The following is a 14919-nucleotide window of genomic DNA, read 5'->3' as shown; positions in this document are numbered from 1 at the left end:
CTAGAACCAGGTACTGAGGCGGGGGGTGCGCGCGGAGTGGAAGCTGGCGTCGAGGCGAACAGCGGCATCCGTTGTCTGCTCGGTCAACCGGCCGGCCCGCACGAGGTCGATGGCGTTTCCGGCGCCGAGGTAAAGCGAGCCGAGGTCGGCGACCGACATTGCCACGCGCACGGACTCGTCGGGTGCCGGCGCGGTGAGTGGATGCGCCCGGCCAACTCCGGCGGCGTCGACCGTGAGCAGGTACTCGCCCGCGGCGAAACCGAGGGCGTCCGAGATGGTCAGTGCGAATATTCCCGGAGCGGAATACGACCGCGCGGACAGTGCGGCGGGCACATCGAGGATGCGCAGCCAGAGGTGGTCGCGCTCGAGGGTCTTCCGCACGGCGCGGCGGTCGAGCACCTGCCAGGCGACGTGCTCGCTCGTGCTGCGGAGCGGGGCGCTCACCTCGGTGACGAGGTCCATGTCGATCACGAAGTGCCACAGCGCGGCGTAGGCGTCGTCGGTGGCGGCCACCAGATCGGCGAGGTTCAGGCGGGCGGGGTAGCCCTCCTCGCCGAGCACGATCGAGTACACGGCGAAGCCCTGCGCGACGCCGGATTCGTCGTCATAGCGCACGCACCGCAGGCTGCGCTTCTCGGAATCGGGATCCTGCGGCACGAGGCCGAGCGCGTGCTTCCACCAGATGTCGCGGCGGTCCACCTCGCCGGGCTCCCGCGAACGCTCGAAGATCGCCGGCCCGTCGGTGAGGAGGGACGAGGCCGTGACGAAGTGCACCCGACCGCCGGGCGTGGGCCCGATCCAGCGGGCGCGGGACGTGTCGACCTGATACTGCGTCTGGTACGCGGCGGGGCCGAAGCCGAAGCGACCGTAGATGGTGGCCTCTGACACGGTGAGCATGGCCATCGGCAGGCCGAGGGCGCGGGCATAGCGCAGCTCGGCGGGGAGCAGGGCGCGGGCGATTCCGCGGCGGCGGTGGGTGGGAGCCACGGTGACGGAGCTGATCGCCCACGCGGGGAGCGCCGCGCCGCCGGGCACGGTGAGGTCCATGGGCCAGGACCGCACGGTTGCCACGGGGGAGTCGGGGTCGGCTCCCGAGCGATCGTGCACGGCGGTCACGAGGTCGGAGGCGATCTCGCGGGTGAGCACCCCGAGGAGTTCGTCGCTGCGCGCCGGGTCGTGGAAGCCACGGGCGTCCGCTTGCAGCCACTGCCGGGCGGCGGCATCGTCACGGGGATCGAGGATGCTGAGGTCGAGGCCGGTCGCGGCGAGGGCCTGGTGGGAGTCGGCGTCGACGGGAAGGCCAGTGTGTTCGGGAAGGTCAGCGTGTACGGTCACGCTTCGAGCGTAGTCGTCGTGCGCGGCGCGGTGACGCTCCCGCATGATTAGGCGATGCGCGGCGACGACTTCAGACTGGGGTCAGTCAGTCGCATTCAAAGGAGAAGCCATGACGGTACTTTCAGACGCTCGTGCACTGGCGGGCGACATCAGGCAGCTTCGACACCGGCTGCACGAGGAGCCGGAGATCGGGTTGCACCTGCCGCGCACGCAGGAGAAGGTGCTTGAGGCACTCAGTGGGCTTCCGTACGAGATCACGCTCGGTACTGACACGACCTCCGTCACGGCCGTGTTGCGGGGAGAGGGGGAATTTTCCTCCGCCGAGAAGCCCGTGGTATTGCTGCGCGGCGATATGGACGCCCTGCCGGTGCACGAGCGCACGGGAGTCGATTTCAGCTCGCGCATTGATGGCGCGATGCACGCCTGTGGCCATGACCTCCATACCTCGATGCTGGTGGGCGCCGCAACGCTGCTCGCCCACCACCGCGACCGCCTCGCCGGGGATGTGGTGCTGATGTTCCAGCCGGGGGAGGAAGGCTATGACGGAGCGGGCGTGATGATCCGCGAGGGCGTTCTCGAGGCCGCCGGGCGTCGTGCCGACGCCGCGTACGGCATCCATGTGCTGTCCGCCGGTTCGCCCAACGGCCAGTTCGCGAGCAAGGCTGACACGCTCATGTCGGCCAGTGACGGACTCACCGTGACGGTGCACGGTGCCGGCGGGCACGGGTCCGCGCCCCATCAGGCGCAGGATCCGGTGACCGTGATCGCCGAGATGGTGACGGCCCTGCAGGTGATGATCACCCGCCAGTTCAATGTGTTTGACCCGGTGGTGCTCTCCGTGGGTGTGCTGCAGGCTGGCACGAAACGAAACATCATTCCCGAGACGGCACGCCTTGAGGCGACCATCCGCTCGTTCACCCCCGAGTCCCGCGACAAGCTCGCGCGGGTGGTGCCCCGGCTGCTTGAGGGGATCGCCGCCGCGCACGGCGTGGACGTCACGGTCGACTACGTCACCGAATACCCGCCCACGATTACGGACGAAGCCGAGACGGCGCGAGCCGAGGGCGTCGTCGGTGAACTCTTCGGCGGGGAGCGCTTCACCCGGATGGCTCAGCCGCTGAGCGGCTCGGAGGACTTCTCCCGAGTACTGCAACAGGTTCCCGGCAGCTTCGTGTTCCTCTCCGCCGTTCCCCGAGGAGCGGATGCGGCGGCCGCCGCGTTCAATCACTCGGCCTTCGCGACCTTCGACGACGACGTGCTGGCGGATGGCACAGCTCTGTACACCCAGCTGGCGCTCTCGCGCGTGGCCGAGCTCGCCTCCCGGTCCTAAAAACCTCCTTCTCGAGCTCTCAGCGGGCGCGCCGCGGCGTGCGCAAAACCGGAGATTCTGAGACACGCCGACGTAACCGGCCACGCCACACGGCGTGTCGCCAGAATCCGCGGTTTTAGACCGGCCCGGGGCGCGATGGTGTCTGCCGCGCCTCGATCATCACCGCCGAGCGGAAACCGTCAGGGTTTCGGTCCGGGGCGTTAGGGAATCGTTTGTTTCCTTCCACGCGCCGAAATTCGGGTGTCTAATCAGCTAGTGCTCCCCACGGGGACACCGCGCTGACCGAGTGTCGGCCTACGGATGGAGTTGTTCATGTTGGACCTTGTCTATGTTCTCGGCGTTGCAGCCGTGTTCGCCCTGATCGGCGTCGTGGCGTGGGGGGTGGCGAAGCTGTGATCGTGTTCGACATCGCGGCGGCGGCTCTGGCCGTGGCGGCGGTCGTTTATCTGGTGCTCGCCCTCGTGAAGCCGGAGCGGTTCTGATGGAGGTGTGGTTCGCGATCCTTCAGGTGCTCACCCTGGCTGTCGTTCTGACCGCGCTGTACCGGCCGCTGGGCGACTACATGGCGAGGATCTACACCGGCACCCGGGATCTCGGCGTCGAGCGGGCCTTCTACCGGCTGATCGGCGTGGATTCCCATGCTGAACAGACCTGGCAGTCCTACCTGCGCGGCGTGCTCGCGTTCTCGGCGATAGGGGTGTTTTTTGTCTACGCCCTCCAGCGTGCCCAGGCGATCCTGCCCTACTCACTGGGCTTCCCGGCCATCCCCGAGGGGCTCTCGTTCAATACGGCGGTATCGTTCGTCACGAACACGAACTGGCAGGCCTATTCCCCCGACGTGACCATGGGATACGCGGTGCAAATCGCCGGCCTCGCCGTGCAGAACTTCGTCTCCGCAGCTGTCGGCATCGCCGTGGCGATCGCCCTCGTGCGCGGTTTGGCCCGACGGCGCACGGGAACGATCGGTAACTTCTGGGTCGACCTGACCCGCGGCATCCTCCGGCTGTTGCTGCCGATCGCCACCGTCGCGGCGATCGTACTGCTCGTTGGTGGGGTCATCCAGAACGTCAACGGTTTCACCGATCTGACGACCCTGAGCGGCGGCACGCAGTCCATCCCCGGTGGTCCGGTCGCGTCCCAGGAGGCCATCAAGCTGCTCGGCACGAACGGCGGCGGCTTCTTCAACGCCAACTCCTCGCATCCGTTCGAGAACCCGACCGCCTGGACCAGCCTGTTCCAGATCGTCCTGATGCTGGCGATCCCGTTCAGCCTGCCCCGCACCTTCGGCACCATGGTCGGTGACAAGAGACAGGGGTACGCGATTCTCGCCACGATGGCCACCATCTTCGTGGTCTCCCTGACCGCCCTGACGATCTTCGAGCTGGCCGGCGCCGGCACCGCGCCCGGCCTGGCCAATGGAGCGATGGAGGGCAAGGAGACTCGGTTCGGTATCGCCGGCTCGACCCTTTTCGCCACGTCCACTACGCTCACCTCCACCGGCGCGGTCAACTCCATGCACGACTCCTACACGGCACTCGGCGGCATGATGCCGATGCTCAACATGATGCTGGGCGAGGTCGCCCCGGGCGGGGCCGGTTCCGGGCTCTACGGCATGCTCATTCTGGCCGTGATCGCGGTCTTCGTTGCCGGTCTCTTGGTGGGCCGCACTCCCGAGTACCTGGGCAAGAAGATCGGCCCGCGCGAGATCACACTCGCCAGCCTCTACATTCTGATCACGCCGACCCTCGTTCTCGTGGGGACCGCGCTGAGCTTTGCGATTCCTGCCGTGCGAGCGGGTGTCGAGGGAACGTCGATCTGGAATCCCGGGCTCCACGGGTTCTCCGAAGTACTGTATGCGTTCACCTCCGCGGCCAACAACAACGGCTCCGCCTTCGCGGGGCTGACCGCGAATACCCCGTGGTTCAACACCGCGCTCGGCGTGGTGATGCTCCTCGGCCGTTTCCTGCCGATCGTGTTCGTGCTGGCCCTGGCCGGCTCGCTTGCCGCCCAGGACAAGGTTCCCGCGACAGCAGGAACGCTCCCGACGAACCGACCGCAGTTCGTCGGCCTGCTCATCGGAGTCATCATCATCATCACCGCTCTGACCTATTTCCTCGTACTCGCGCTAGGACCCCTGGCGGAAGGGCTGCAGTAACACTCATGACAACTCTCACCGAAACATCCGCGTCAGCGCATCCGCCCGAACCGGGGCGCCATCGCCCCACACCGAAGGGCGCGATCAGCATCGCCCAGCTCGTCGCCGCGCTGCCCGGCGCCGTCCGCAAGCTCGACCCTCGGCAAATGTGGCACAACCCGGTCATGTTCATCGTCGAAATCGGCGCGGTTCTGACGACCGTGCTGGCCGTCGCGGAGCCTTTTCTCGGCGGCCCTCGCGACTCCGGAGGCGCTGCCGTGCCGGTGTCGTTCACCGTGGGGATCGCAGTCTGGCTGTGGCTGACCGTCGTTTTCGCCAACCTGGCGGAGTCTGTGGCCGAGGGACGGGGCAAAGCCCAGGCCGACAGTCTGCGCCAGACCCGCACGAGCACGATCGCTCATCGTGTCGACGGCTACGACCCCCAAGCGGATGCCGAGGCCGAACGGTCCGTCGTGACGGACATCTCATCCGCCGACCTCACCCTCGGGGACACGGTCGTCGTTGTGGCCGGCGAACTCGTGCCGGGAGATGGCGACATCGTGTCGGGCATCGCCTCGATCGACGAATCCGCCATCACGGGCGAGTCCGCCCCGGTGATTCGGGAATCCGGCGGCGACCGGAGCGCCGTCACCGGTGGCACCCGCGTGCTGTCGGACCGGATCGTCGTGCGGATCACGAGCAAGCCCGGCGAGACGTTCGTTGACCGGATGATCGCCCTCGTCGAGGGCGCGTCCCGGCAGAAGACGCCCAACGAGCTCGCCCTGAACATCCTGCTGGCCAGCCTGTCGATCATCTTTGTGATCGTCACCCTCACGATCAACCCCATCGCCAGCTACTCGGCCGCGGCGGTCAGCCTGCCCGTGCTCATCGCGCTGCTCGTCTGCCTGATTCCCACCACGATTGGTGCGTTGCTCTCCGCGATCGGCATCGCCGGCATGGACCGGCTGGTGCAGCGGAACGTTCTTGCCATGTCCGGCCGTGCCGTGGAGGCGGCCGGGGACGTCACCATCCTGCTGCTGGACAAGACCGGCACGATCACCTACGGCAACCGCCAGGCTCGGGAGTTCACGCCCCTGGCCGGCGTCGCCTCCGCGCAGTTGATCGCGGCGGCTGCCCTCTCCTCGCTGAGCGACCCCACCCCGGAAGGCAAATCGATCGTCGATCTCGCCGCCGAGACGGGCTTTCGTCAGGATGAGCGGCTGACCGGTGACATCGTGCCGTTCACCGCGCAAACTCGCATGAGCGGCGTGGATCTGGTGGACGGCTCGCAGATTCGCAAGGGTGCCGGATCGGCCGTGATCGCGTGGGTCCAGGAATCCGTTCCCGCCGCACCCACGGTGCTGGCCGAACTCGCCGACGAGGTCGAACGGATCTCCGGGGTGGGCGGCACCCCCCTCGTGGTCGCGTCGGGCGAGGCCGACGGCACCCGTCGCATCCTCGGCGTGGTCTACCTCAAAGACATCGTGAAGGAGGGAATCGCCGAGCGGTTCGCCGAACTCCGCGCCATGGGCATCCGCACCATCATGGTGACCGGCGACAATCCGCTCACGGCGAAGACGATCGCCGCGGAAGCCGGCGTGGACGACTTCCTCGCCGAGGCCACCCCGGAACACAAGCTCGCCCTCATTCGCCGCGAGCAGGAAGGCGGCAATCTCGTCGCGATGACCGGCGACGGCACGAACGATGCCCCGGCCCTCGCCCAGGCGGATGTCGGTGTGGCCATGAACACGGGGACGAGCGCCGCGAAAGAAGCGGGGAACATGGTCGACCTCGACTCGGACCCGACCAAACTCATTGACATCGTGCGGATCGGCAAGCAACTGCTGATCACCCGCGGAGCGCTCACGACATTCTCGATCGCGAACGACGTGGCCAAATACTTCGCGATCATTCCGGCCATGTTCGCCGGCGTCTTCCCTGGGCTCGGGGTGCTCAACGTGATGCAGCTGCATTCACCGGCCTCGGCGATCATGTCGGCGATCATCTTCAACGCCATCATCATCGTCGCGTTGATTCCGCTCGCGCTCCGCGGGGTGACGTACCGTGCGGCGTCAGCGTCGAGCATCCTGAGCCGCAACCTGCTGATTTACGGCCTCGGCGGTGTGATCGCCCCGTTCCTCGGAATCAAGCTGATCGACCTCCTGGTCGCCGTCATCCCGGGCTTCTGAGCGGAAGTCAGGACGTCATGAATCGCACCACAACGGAAACGGACACCACACCATGAGCTCGCCACGCACCATCGCCCGCCCCTACTGGGTCGCCCTCCGCGCCATGCTCGTCTTCACCGTCGTGCTCGGTCTCGGTTACCCCCTCGTCATCACGATGATCGGGCAGAGTGTCCTGCCGGCGCAGGCAAACGGATCACTCACCACCGTCGGGTCTGACATCGTCGGGTCTACCCTGATCGGGCAGTCCTTCGCCGACGCGGCGGGCAATCCGCTGCCGGAATGGTTCCAGCCACGTCCGTCGGCGGCCGGTGACGGCTATGACGCGGCAGCCTCGAGTGGCAGCAACTATGGGCCGGAGAACACCGACCTGATTCGGGCCATCACCGAGCGCACCACGGCCATCGAAGCGTCCGACGGTGCGACGGCCGGCCAGATTCCTGCCGATGCGCTGACGGCGTCAGCGTCCGGGCTTGATCCCCACATCAGCCCCGCCTACGCTGAGCTTCAGGTGAGCCGCGTGGCCGCGGAACGCGGACTTCCCGAAGCCGATGTGCGAGCGCTCGTTGACTCTCACGTTCAGGGACGCGATCTGGGTTACCTGGGCGAACCGACCGTCAACGTACTCGAATTGAACATCGCCCTGGCCGGGCTGAGGGGCTGAATGATGAAACGGGGTCGCCTTCGGGTGCTGCTCGGGGCGGCTCCCGGCGTGGGCAAGACGTACACGATGCTCGAGGAAGGCCGACGTCTGCGCGATGAGGGCAAGGATGTCGTCGTCGCCGTCGTGGAAACCCACGGACGGGCGGCCACGGCGGGGATGCTTGAGGGGCTGGAGGTGGTGCCGCGGGTCACCGTGCAACACCGTGGGGTCGAGCTGACCGACATGGACCTGGAGGCGGTGCTCGCTCGCCGGCCGGACATCGCCCTGGTCGACGAACTGGCCCACACCAATGCCCCGGGGGCGCTGTACGAGAAGCGCTTCCAGGACGTCGAGGCGATCCTGGATGCCGGGATTGACGTGATCTCGACGGTCAATATTCAGCACATCGAGTCGCTCAATGACGTCGTTCACCAGATCACGGGTGCGCCCCAACGGGAAACCCTGCCGGATGCCGCGCTGCGCAGGGCCGACCAGATTGAGGTGGTGGACCTGGCGCCGCAGGCGCTGCGGGACCGGCTGGCCCAGGGCAACATTTACCCGGCCGCCCGGATCGACGCGGCCCTGTCGAACTACTTTCGACTGGGCAACCTGACGGCCCTCCGCGAACTGGCCCTGCTCTGGCTCGCCGACGAGGTGGACAGCGCGTTGCAGACGTACCGCACCGAACACGGCATCGACAACAAGTGGGAGGCGCGCGAACGCGTCGTCGTGGCGTTGACCGGGGGGCCCGAAGGCGAGACTCTCATCAGGCGCGGCGCCCGGATCGCCGCCCGATCGGCCGGGGGAGAACTCGTTGCCGCCCACGTGATCAGCCAGGACGGCCTCCACGCTCCGCACCCGGGCGCATTGGCGGCGCAGCGCGCCCTGGTCGAAGGGCTCGGCGGGAGCTACCACCAGGTGGTCGGAAACGACCCGGCCCGCGCCCTCGTCGAGTTCGCCCGAGCCGCCAACGCCACCCAACTCGTGATCGGAGTCAGCCGGCGCGGCCGGGTCACGGCGGCACTCTCCGGACCCGGTATCGGCGCGACGATTGTGCGGGAATCGGGAGACATCGACGTTCACATCGTCACCCACTCCGCCGCCGGAGGGGCGTACACGCTGCCCCGGCTGGGTGGCGCGCTCAGCCCGCGGCGTCGGCTGGCCGGCCTGACCCTGGCCGTGATCGGAGGGCCGCTCCTGACCGTACTGCTCGTCTCCCTGCGCAGCGCCGAGGCGATCACCAGCGCCGTGCTCAGCTATCAGCTCCTCGTGGTGCTGGTTGCCCTCGTCGGCGGGCTGTGGCCGGCGCTGTTCGCCGCGTTGTTGTCGGGGCTCACGTTGGACTACTTCTTCGTCGAACCCTTGAACACGATCACCATCGCTGAGCCCCTCCATGCCGTCGCCCTCGTGCTGTACGTCGTGAACGCCGGGCTGGTCAGCTACGTCGTCGACCAGGCGGCCAGGCGTTCGCGCACCGCCCAGCGCGCGGCTGCGGAGTCCGAACTGCTGGCCACGGTGGCCGGCAGTGTGCTCAGGGGCGAGGACGCGCTGCACGCGCTCGTCACCAGAACCCGCGAGGCCTTCAGTCTCACGGCTGTGCGGCTCCTCGCCGGAACGACTGTGCTGGCCGCCGACGGCGAAACCGGCGTCGGCCCTCCCTCCACGACGGTGCCCGTCGGACGTCGCGCCGTGCTTGAGCTGTACGGGCCCGATCTGGCGGCGTCGGAGCGCCGCCTGCTGTCCGTGATCGCCATTCAGATCGACGCGTCACTCGAACACGCCGATCTCGCGCAAACGGCCAGCAAGATCGGGCCGCTCGGCGAAGTGGATCGCATGCGCAGTGCCCTCCTCGCCGCTGTCGGCCACGACCTGCGCAGACCACTCGCCGCCGCGACGGCGGCGATCAGTGGCATCCGTTCCACCGAGGTTGAGCTGTCCGAGGCTGACCGTCACGAATTGCTCGCCACGGCCGGGGAGAGCCTCGAGACGCTCTCGGACCTGGTCACCAATCTGCTCGATGTCAGCCGACTCCAGGCCGGCGCCCTGGCCATCTCTCTCGGTCCCGTCGACGTGCTCGATGTCGTTCTCACGGCGCTGGATGAACTGCACCTGGGGCCGCACAGCGTGGAACTCGATATGTCACCCGATGTCCCGCTCGTTCTCGCGGACGCGGGGCTTGTGCAGCGAGCCGTCGTGAACCTGCTGGCCAACGCCATCCGTTTCTCCCCACCCGGTAAGCCGGCACGGCTCGCTGCGAGTCAGTTCGCCGGTACCGTGCAGATTCGGGTCAGTGACCAGGGTCCCGGAATCCCCGCAGACCGGCGGGACGACGTCTTCGTGCCGTTCCAACGTCTCGGTGACACGGATAACCTGACCGGGCTGGGACTTGGGCTCGCGCTCTCCAAGGGGTTTATCGAGGGGATGCACGGCACCCTCGAAGCAGATGACACCCCCGGTGGCGGCCTGACCATGGTGATCTCTCTCCCCGCCGCCGACAACCCGACTCGCAGCGAGGAATCCCGATGAAGCTTCTGATCGCCGACGACGATCCGCAGATCCTCCGAGCCCTCCGCATCACCCTGGGGGCCCGCGGCTACGTCGTCGTCACGGCGCAAGACGGTGAGGCCGCCCTTCAGGCCGCCATCGACCACACCTTCGATCTCGTCATTCTCGACCTGGGGATGCCGCGGCTTGACGGACTTGCGGTGATCGATGCCCTCCGCGGCTGGAGCAGCGTACCCGTCCTGGTGGTTTCCGGCCGCAGCGGATCGGGGGACAAAGTCGAGGCCCTCGACCGGGGTGCCGATGACTATGTCACCAAACCGTTCTCGATCGATGAGCTCCTCGCCCGGATCCGCGCCCTCACCCGTCGTAGTGCGGGTTCGGACGATGAGCCCGTGATCGTTTTCGGGCCCATCACCGTTGATCTCTCCGCGAAACGCGTCGTGCGCACGGCGGGCGCCGTGAGCGAACCGATCCGGCTGACGCCCACGGAATGGCTCATCCTCGAGGTTCTCGTGCGCAACCCCGGCAAACTGGTCGGCAAACAGGTTCTCTCGACCGCCATTTGGGGTGCGCATGCCACGAGCGACACCGGATACCTGCGCCTGTATGTCGGGCAGCTGAGAAAGAAGCTGGAACCGGATCCCTCCAAGCCCCGCTACCTCCTCACCGAGGCCGGCATGGGATACCGCTTCGAGCCCGGAGCAGCGTCGGAGTGAGCGCAGGTGGGCTGTGCCCGGTGTCTGCGTGCTCAAACCGGAGATTCTGAGACGCGCCGACGTAACCGGCCACGGCCGGATGTGTCTCAAAACCGGAGAATCTGAGACACGCCGACGTAACCGGCCACCCCATACGGCGTGTTGCCAGAATCCCCGGTTTTAGACCGGCCCGGGTCCAGAGCCCGGCTCAACGGCGCCCGGCGCCGGGACATCCGCCGCCGGGCGCTACCGGGCGCTACCGGGCGCCGAGCAGGTGTTCCAGGGCGAGCTGCTGCAGGCGCACGAAGCCGAAACCGTGGCCGCCGAAGTAGGCATCCGTATCGAAGTCCTCGTAGGAGGCGCGGTCGGCGAGCAGGTCGTCATAGCTCTCGCCCGGGCTGAGCGTGGGCTGCGAGAGCTCGGGCACCTGGCTTGCGGCGAGCAGCTGCTGCACCTCGGGGTCGCCGCGGAACGCCGCGGCCCGCTCCTTCAGCAGCAGGTACGTGCGCATATTGGCCGACACCGAATCCCAGACGCCGGTGATGTCTTCGGTGCGTGAGGGCTTGTAGTCGAAGTGGCGCGGGCCGTCGTAGGCCTGACCACCGTTGGGGCCGCCGTTTTCGAGCAGGTCCACGAGCGAGAACGCGTTGTGCAGGTCGCCGTGGCCGAACACGAGGTCCTGGTCGTACTTGATGCCTCGCTGGCCGTTGAGGTCGATGTGGAACAGCTTGCCCTGGTACAGCGCCTGCGCGATGCCGGCGGTGAAGTTGAGCCCGGCCATCTGCTCGTGGCCGACCTCGGGGTTCACCCCGACCATCTCGGGGCGCTCAAGGGTGGTGATGAAGGCCATCGCGTGTCCGACCGTGGGCAGCAGGATGTCGCCGCGCGGCTCGTTGGGCTTGGGCTCAATGGCGAAACGGATGTCGTAGCCCTTGTCGGTCACGTACTCGCCGAGCAGGTTGACGGCCTCGCGGTAGCGCTCGAGCGCCGAGCGGATGTCTTTGGCCGCGTCGTACTCGGCGCCCTCGCGTCCGCCCCACATCACGAACGTCTTCGCGCCAAGCTCGGCGGCGAGATCGATGTTGCGCAGCACCTTGCGCATCGCGAAGCGGCGCACGGCCCGGTCGTTGGAGGTGAAACCGCCGTCCTTGAACACCGGGGCGCTGAACAGGTTGGTGGTGACCATCGGCACGATCAGGCCGGTGTCGGCGAGGGCGCCTTTCAGCCGGTCGATCTGGCTCTGGCGCGCGGCATCCGTGGAGCCGAAGGCGAACAGGTCGTCGTCGTGGAAGGTGAGCCCGTAGGCGCCGCGCTCGGCCAGGTTGGTGACGGCGTCGACCACGTCGAGGTCGGGGCGGGTCGGACCGCCGAACGGGTCAGTGCCGTTGTAGCCGATGGTCCAGAGGCCGAAGGAAAATTTGTCGTCGCGCGTGGGCTGGTTCGCCATTGAGTGCTCCCGGTTGAATCCTGATGAATTGTTCTGTTTCCAAACATATTAGCTTTCTCGGTCATGTCAACCGGGAAATCACCGTTATGTTGTTCTGAACACCTCATACTCGATCGGGCAAGGACGCGGATTGTGACCACTGAACTCAACTGGGCGGGCAACTATCGATACCGGGCTGCGACGCTCGCAGCACCCGCCGGCGTCGACGAGTTGCAGCAGCTTGTCGCCGGCGCCGACCGAGTTCGCGCACTGGGGTCACGTCATTCGTTCAACAGCATCGCCGACACCAGCGGAACCCTGGTGTCGCTGCACCGGCTCGACCCCGACATCGTCGTGGATGAGGGGGCGCTGACCGTGACGGTCGGGGGCGGCACGAAATACGGAATCCTGGCGGAGGAGCTGTCCCGCCGAGGTTTTGCCCTGCACAACCTGGCCTCCCTGCCGCACATCTCGGTGGCCGGGGCCATCGCCACGGCCACCCACGGCTCCGGCAACGGCAACGGCAACCTGGCCACCGCCGTGCGGGCACTCGAGATCGTGACTGGCTCGGGCGAACTCGTCGCCGTGTCCCGTGACACCACGCCCGACTTTGCGGGCATGGTGGTGGGACTCGGCGCCCTCGGCATCGTCACCCGGGTGACCCTCGAGATTCAGCCGATCTTCGACGTGCGCCAGGACGTCTTCGAGAACCTGCCCTGGTCGCTCGTGCTCCAGAACTTCGACGCCGTCACCTCGGCCGCCTACAGCGTGAGCCTGTTCACCGACTGGAGCGGCGACACCGTCGCGCAGGCTTGGCTGAAGAGCCGGGAGCCGTTCGCCCGGCGCACCGAGTTCTTCGGCGGCACGCCGGCCACCGAGCCGCGGCATCCGCTGCCCGGCATCTCCGGTCTGGACTGCACCGAGCAGCTCGGCGTGGTGGGGCCGTGGCACGATCGGCTGGCGCACTTTCGCCTCGCGTTCACCCCGAGCAACGGGGCCGAGCTGCAGAGCGAGTACCTGCTGCCGCGCGAGCACGCCGTGGCCGCGATTGAGGCCACGCGCGGACTGTCGAGCGTGATCACGCCGCTGCTGCTCGTGAGCGAGGTGCGCACCGTGGCCGCGGACGACCTGTGGCTGAGCGCCAACTACGGGCGCGATGGCATCGCGTTGCACTTCACCTGGAAGCCCGAGCAGGAGGCCGTGGAAAAGGTGCTGCTGCTGATGGAGGCCGCCCTCGCTCCCTTTCTTATCCGCCCGCACTGGGGCAAGCTGTTCCAGCTCGGGGCCGCGGAACTCGCGCCCCTCTACCCGAAGTTCTCCGAGTTCCGCATCCTGGCCGAGCAGATGGACCCGCAGCACACGTTCCGCAACGACTTTCTCGAACGCACGGTCTTCGGCGGCTGAGGCGGCTCGACCTGCGGGCGCAGGATTCCCCGAGTGTGGCTACCCCTGTGGCGGCATAACTCCTGCAAATCGAGATGGCCCACCCGGCCAGCCGCGCAATTCTGTGGCAGATCTGTGGCGGGCTCAGGAATTGCAGGAGTTATGCGCGGCGGCGGTGCTGTCACAGCCAGGACCGGATGCCCGTGGCCGGGCCGGCGGATGACCTGAGTTGGCCACGAGTGCGGTCCAGTTGGGGCTCACTACACGTGGTCGCGCCAGCTGTGCGTCGGGTTGAAGTCGAGCATGCGGCGAGCCTTGTCGATCGAGAGCAGGGTCTCATGCTCGCCGACCGTCTTGGTGACGCTGACGCCGGGGAAGACCTCGGCGGCCAGGCTCGCGCTCGAGCGGCTCATCACGGTGTCGGCGGCGGCGATGATGTACGCCTCAAAGCCGGGCAGCGATTTCTCAAGCGCGCGAGACACGGCCTGGGCGCCGTCCCGACCGTCGATGTAGCCCCAGAGGTTCCACTTGCGCAGGGTCGCGTCGTCGTCGAACGCGGGGAAGTCGGCGTAGTCCTCCGGGTTCATCACGTTCGAGAAGCGCAGCGCCGTGATGCTCAGCCGCGGGTCCCAGCGCACGAGTTCGATCGCCATCTGCTCCTCGAGGTGCTTCACGAGCGAGTACGTGCTTTCCGGCCGGGCCGGGTACTCCTCGTCAACGGGGATATAGGGCGGGTTCACGTCGAAGGGCAGTCCCAACACGGTCTCGCTCGAGGCGTAGACGATGCGCTTGATGCCGGCTCGGCGCGCCGCCTGGAACACGTTGTATGTGGAGAGCATGTTGTTGTGGAACGTGGCTACGTCCGCGTGCAGCCCCGGCGCGGGGATGGCGCCGAGGTGCACCACGGCATCGAAGCCGTCGGTGCGGTCGTTGATGCCGAACATCACGTCGACGACCTGGCCGTAGTCGGTCAGGTCGATCTTCGTGAAGGCCGAGCCGCGTTCGCCTGACATATCGAGGTTCGTGACGTCGTGGCCTTCGCTCGTGAGCCGCGCGACAACGCTGCGTCCGAGTTTTCCACTGCCACCGGTGACGGCAATTCTCATGGGGTACTCCTTGTTCGGGTCTGACAGGGGTGCGCAAAACCGGGGATTTTCGAGACACGCCGGGTGGTGTGGCGGGTTACCGCGGCGTGTCTCAGAGACTCCGGTTTTGTGTGGGTGTGGGTGTGGGTGTGGGTGTGGTGTGGTGTGGCGTGGTGTGGCGTGGCGTGGTGGAGCCG

General features: G+C 67.3%; 11 protein-coding genes. 8 read left to right on the top strand and 3 right to left on the bottom strand.

Annotated elements, in window-relative coordinates; translation table 11 throughout:
- Positions 1-1335, bottom strand: a complete 1335-nt coding sequence (locus JF66_RS07455; protein WP_035876713.1) for a GNAT family N-acetyltransferase — start codon at positions 1333-1335, stop codon at positions 1-3.
- 109 nt (positions 1336-1444) lie between these two features.
- Here JF66_RS07455 and JF66_RS07450 point away from each other — a divergent pair, with 109 nt between their 5' ends.
- From JF66_RS07450 to JF66_RS07420, 7 genes are all read left to right on the top strand, one after another.
- Positions 1445-2665, top strand: coding sequence for a M20 family metallopeptidase (locus tag JF66_RS07450; protein WP_035876674.1), 1221 nt, complete (start codon positions 1445-1447; stop codon positions 2663-2665).
- A 392-nt stretch (positions 2666-3057) separates the two neighbouring features.
- Positions 3058-3147 carry a potassium-transporting ATPase subunit F gene (locus tag JF66_RS22910; protein ID WP_035876672.1) on the top strand — a complete coding sequence of 30 codons (90 nt, stop codon included), beginning with the start codon at positions 3058-3060 and terminating at the stop codon, positions 3145-3147.
- Entirely contained in the window at positions 3147-4820 is a 1674-nt protein-coding gene (gene kdpA, locus JF66_RS07440) for a potassium-transporting ATPase subunit KdpA (RefSeq protein WP_035876670.1), read from the top strand. Before JF66_RS22910 ends, kdpA begins: the two co-directional genes overlap by 1 nt.
- Positions 4821-4825: 5 nt before the next feature.
- Positions 4826-6988: a potassium-transporting ATPase subunit KdpB gene (gene kdpB / locus JF66_RS07435; protein ID WP_035876669.1), complete on the top strand. Its 2163-nt coding sequence runs from the start codon at positions 4826-4828 to the stop codon at positions 6986-6988.
- Positions 6989-7040: 52 nt separating this feature from the next.
- Positions 7041-7649: a potassium-transporting ATPase subunit KdpC gene (gene kdpC, locus JF66_RS07430; protein ID WP_035876667.1), complete on the top strand. Its 609-nt coding sequence runs from the start codon at positions 7041-7043 to the stop codon at positions 7647-7649.
- 3 nt (positions 7650-7652) lie between these two features.
- Complete coding sequence (locus JF66_RS07425; RefSeq protein WP_035876712.1) at positions 7653-10154, top strand: ATP-binding protein; 2502 nt, start codon at positions 7653-7655, stop codon at positions 10152-10154.
- A complete protein-coding gene (locus JF66_RS07420; protein ID WP_035876666.1) occupies positions 10151-10849 on the top strand; it encodes a response regulator in 699 nt (232 codons plus the stop codon). The genes JF66_RS07425 and JF66_RS07420 overlap by 4 nt, the downstream gene beginning before the upstream one ends.
- Before the next feature lie 235 nt (positions 10850-11084).
- Here the strand turns inward: JF66_RS07420 and xylA are convergent, their stop codons facing one another.
- Positions 11085-12275: a xylose isomerase gene (gene xylA / locus JF66_RS07415; RefSeq protein WP_035876663.1), complete on the bottom strand. Its 1191-nt coding sequence runs from the start codon at positions 12273-12275 to the stop codon at positions 11085-11087.
- Positions 12276-12407: 132 nt separating this feature from the next.
- Between xylA and JF66_RS07410 the strand changes: the two genes are divergently transcribed.
- A complete protein-coding gene (locus tag JF66_RS07410) occupies positions 12408-13658 on the top strand; it encodes an FAD-binding protein (protein ID WP_035876662.1) in 1251 nt (416 codons plus the stop codon).
- 239 nt (positions 13659-13897) lie between these two features.
- Here JF66_RS07410 and JF66_RS07405 read toward each other — a convergent pair whose 3' ends face one another.
- Positions 13898-14743, bottom strand: coding sequence for an NAD(P)-dependent oxidoreductase (locus tag JF66_RS07405; protein WP_035876660.1), 846 nt, complete (start codon positions 14741-14743; stop codon positions 13898-13900).
- Positions 14744-14919 lie beyond the last annotated feature (176 nt).

The organism is Cryobacterium sp. MLB-32 (assembly GCF_000738085.1).
In the GTDB taxonomy this organism is placed as follows: Bacteria; Actinomycetota; Actinomycetes; order Actinomycetales; family Microbacteriaceae; genus Cryobacterium.
Note: the sequence above shows the minus strand (reverse complement) of the source record. Positions and strands in the feature narration are given on the sequence as shown.

Coding starts and splice junctions, on each gene's coding strand:
- JF66_RS07405 (WP_035876660.1), bottom strand. CDS start 14,743: ATGAGAATTGCCGTCACCGGTGGCAGTGGAAAACTCGGACGCAGCGTT.
- kdpC (WP_035876667.1), top strand. CDS start 7,041: ATGAGCTCGCCACGCACCATCGCCCGCCCCTACTGGGTCGCCCTCCGC.
- JF66_RS07420 (WP_035876666.1), top strand. CDS start 10,151: ATGAAGCTTCTGATCGCCGACGACGATCCGCAGATCCTCCGAGCCCTC.
- kdpA (WP_035876670.1), top strand. CDS start 3,147: ATGGAGGTGTGGTTCGCGATCCTTCAGGTGCTCACCCTGGCTGTCGTT.
- xylA (WP_035876663.1), bottom strand. CDS start 12,275: ATGGCGAACCAGCCCACGCGCGACGACAAATTTTCCTTCGGCCTCTGG.
- kdpB (WP_035876669.1), top strand. CDS start 4,826: ATGACAACTCTCACCGAAACATCCGCGTCAGCGCATCCGCCCGAACCG.
- JF66_RS07425 (WP_035876712.1), top strand. CDS start 7,653: ATGAAACGGGGTCGCCTTCGGGTGCTGCTCGGGGCGGCTCCCGGCGTG.
- JF66_RS07450 (WP_035876674.1), top strand. CDS start 1,445: ATGACGGTACTTTCAGACGCTCGTGCACTGGCGGGCGACATCAGGCAG.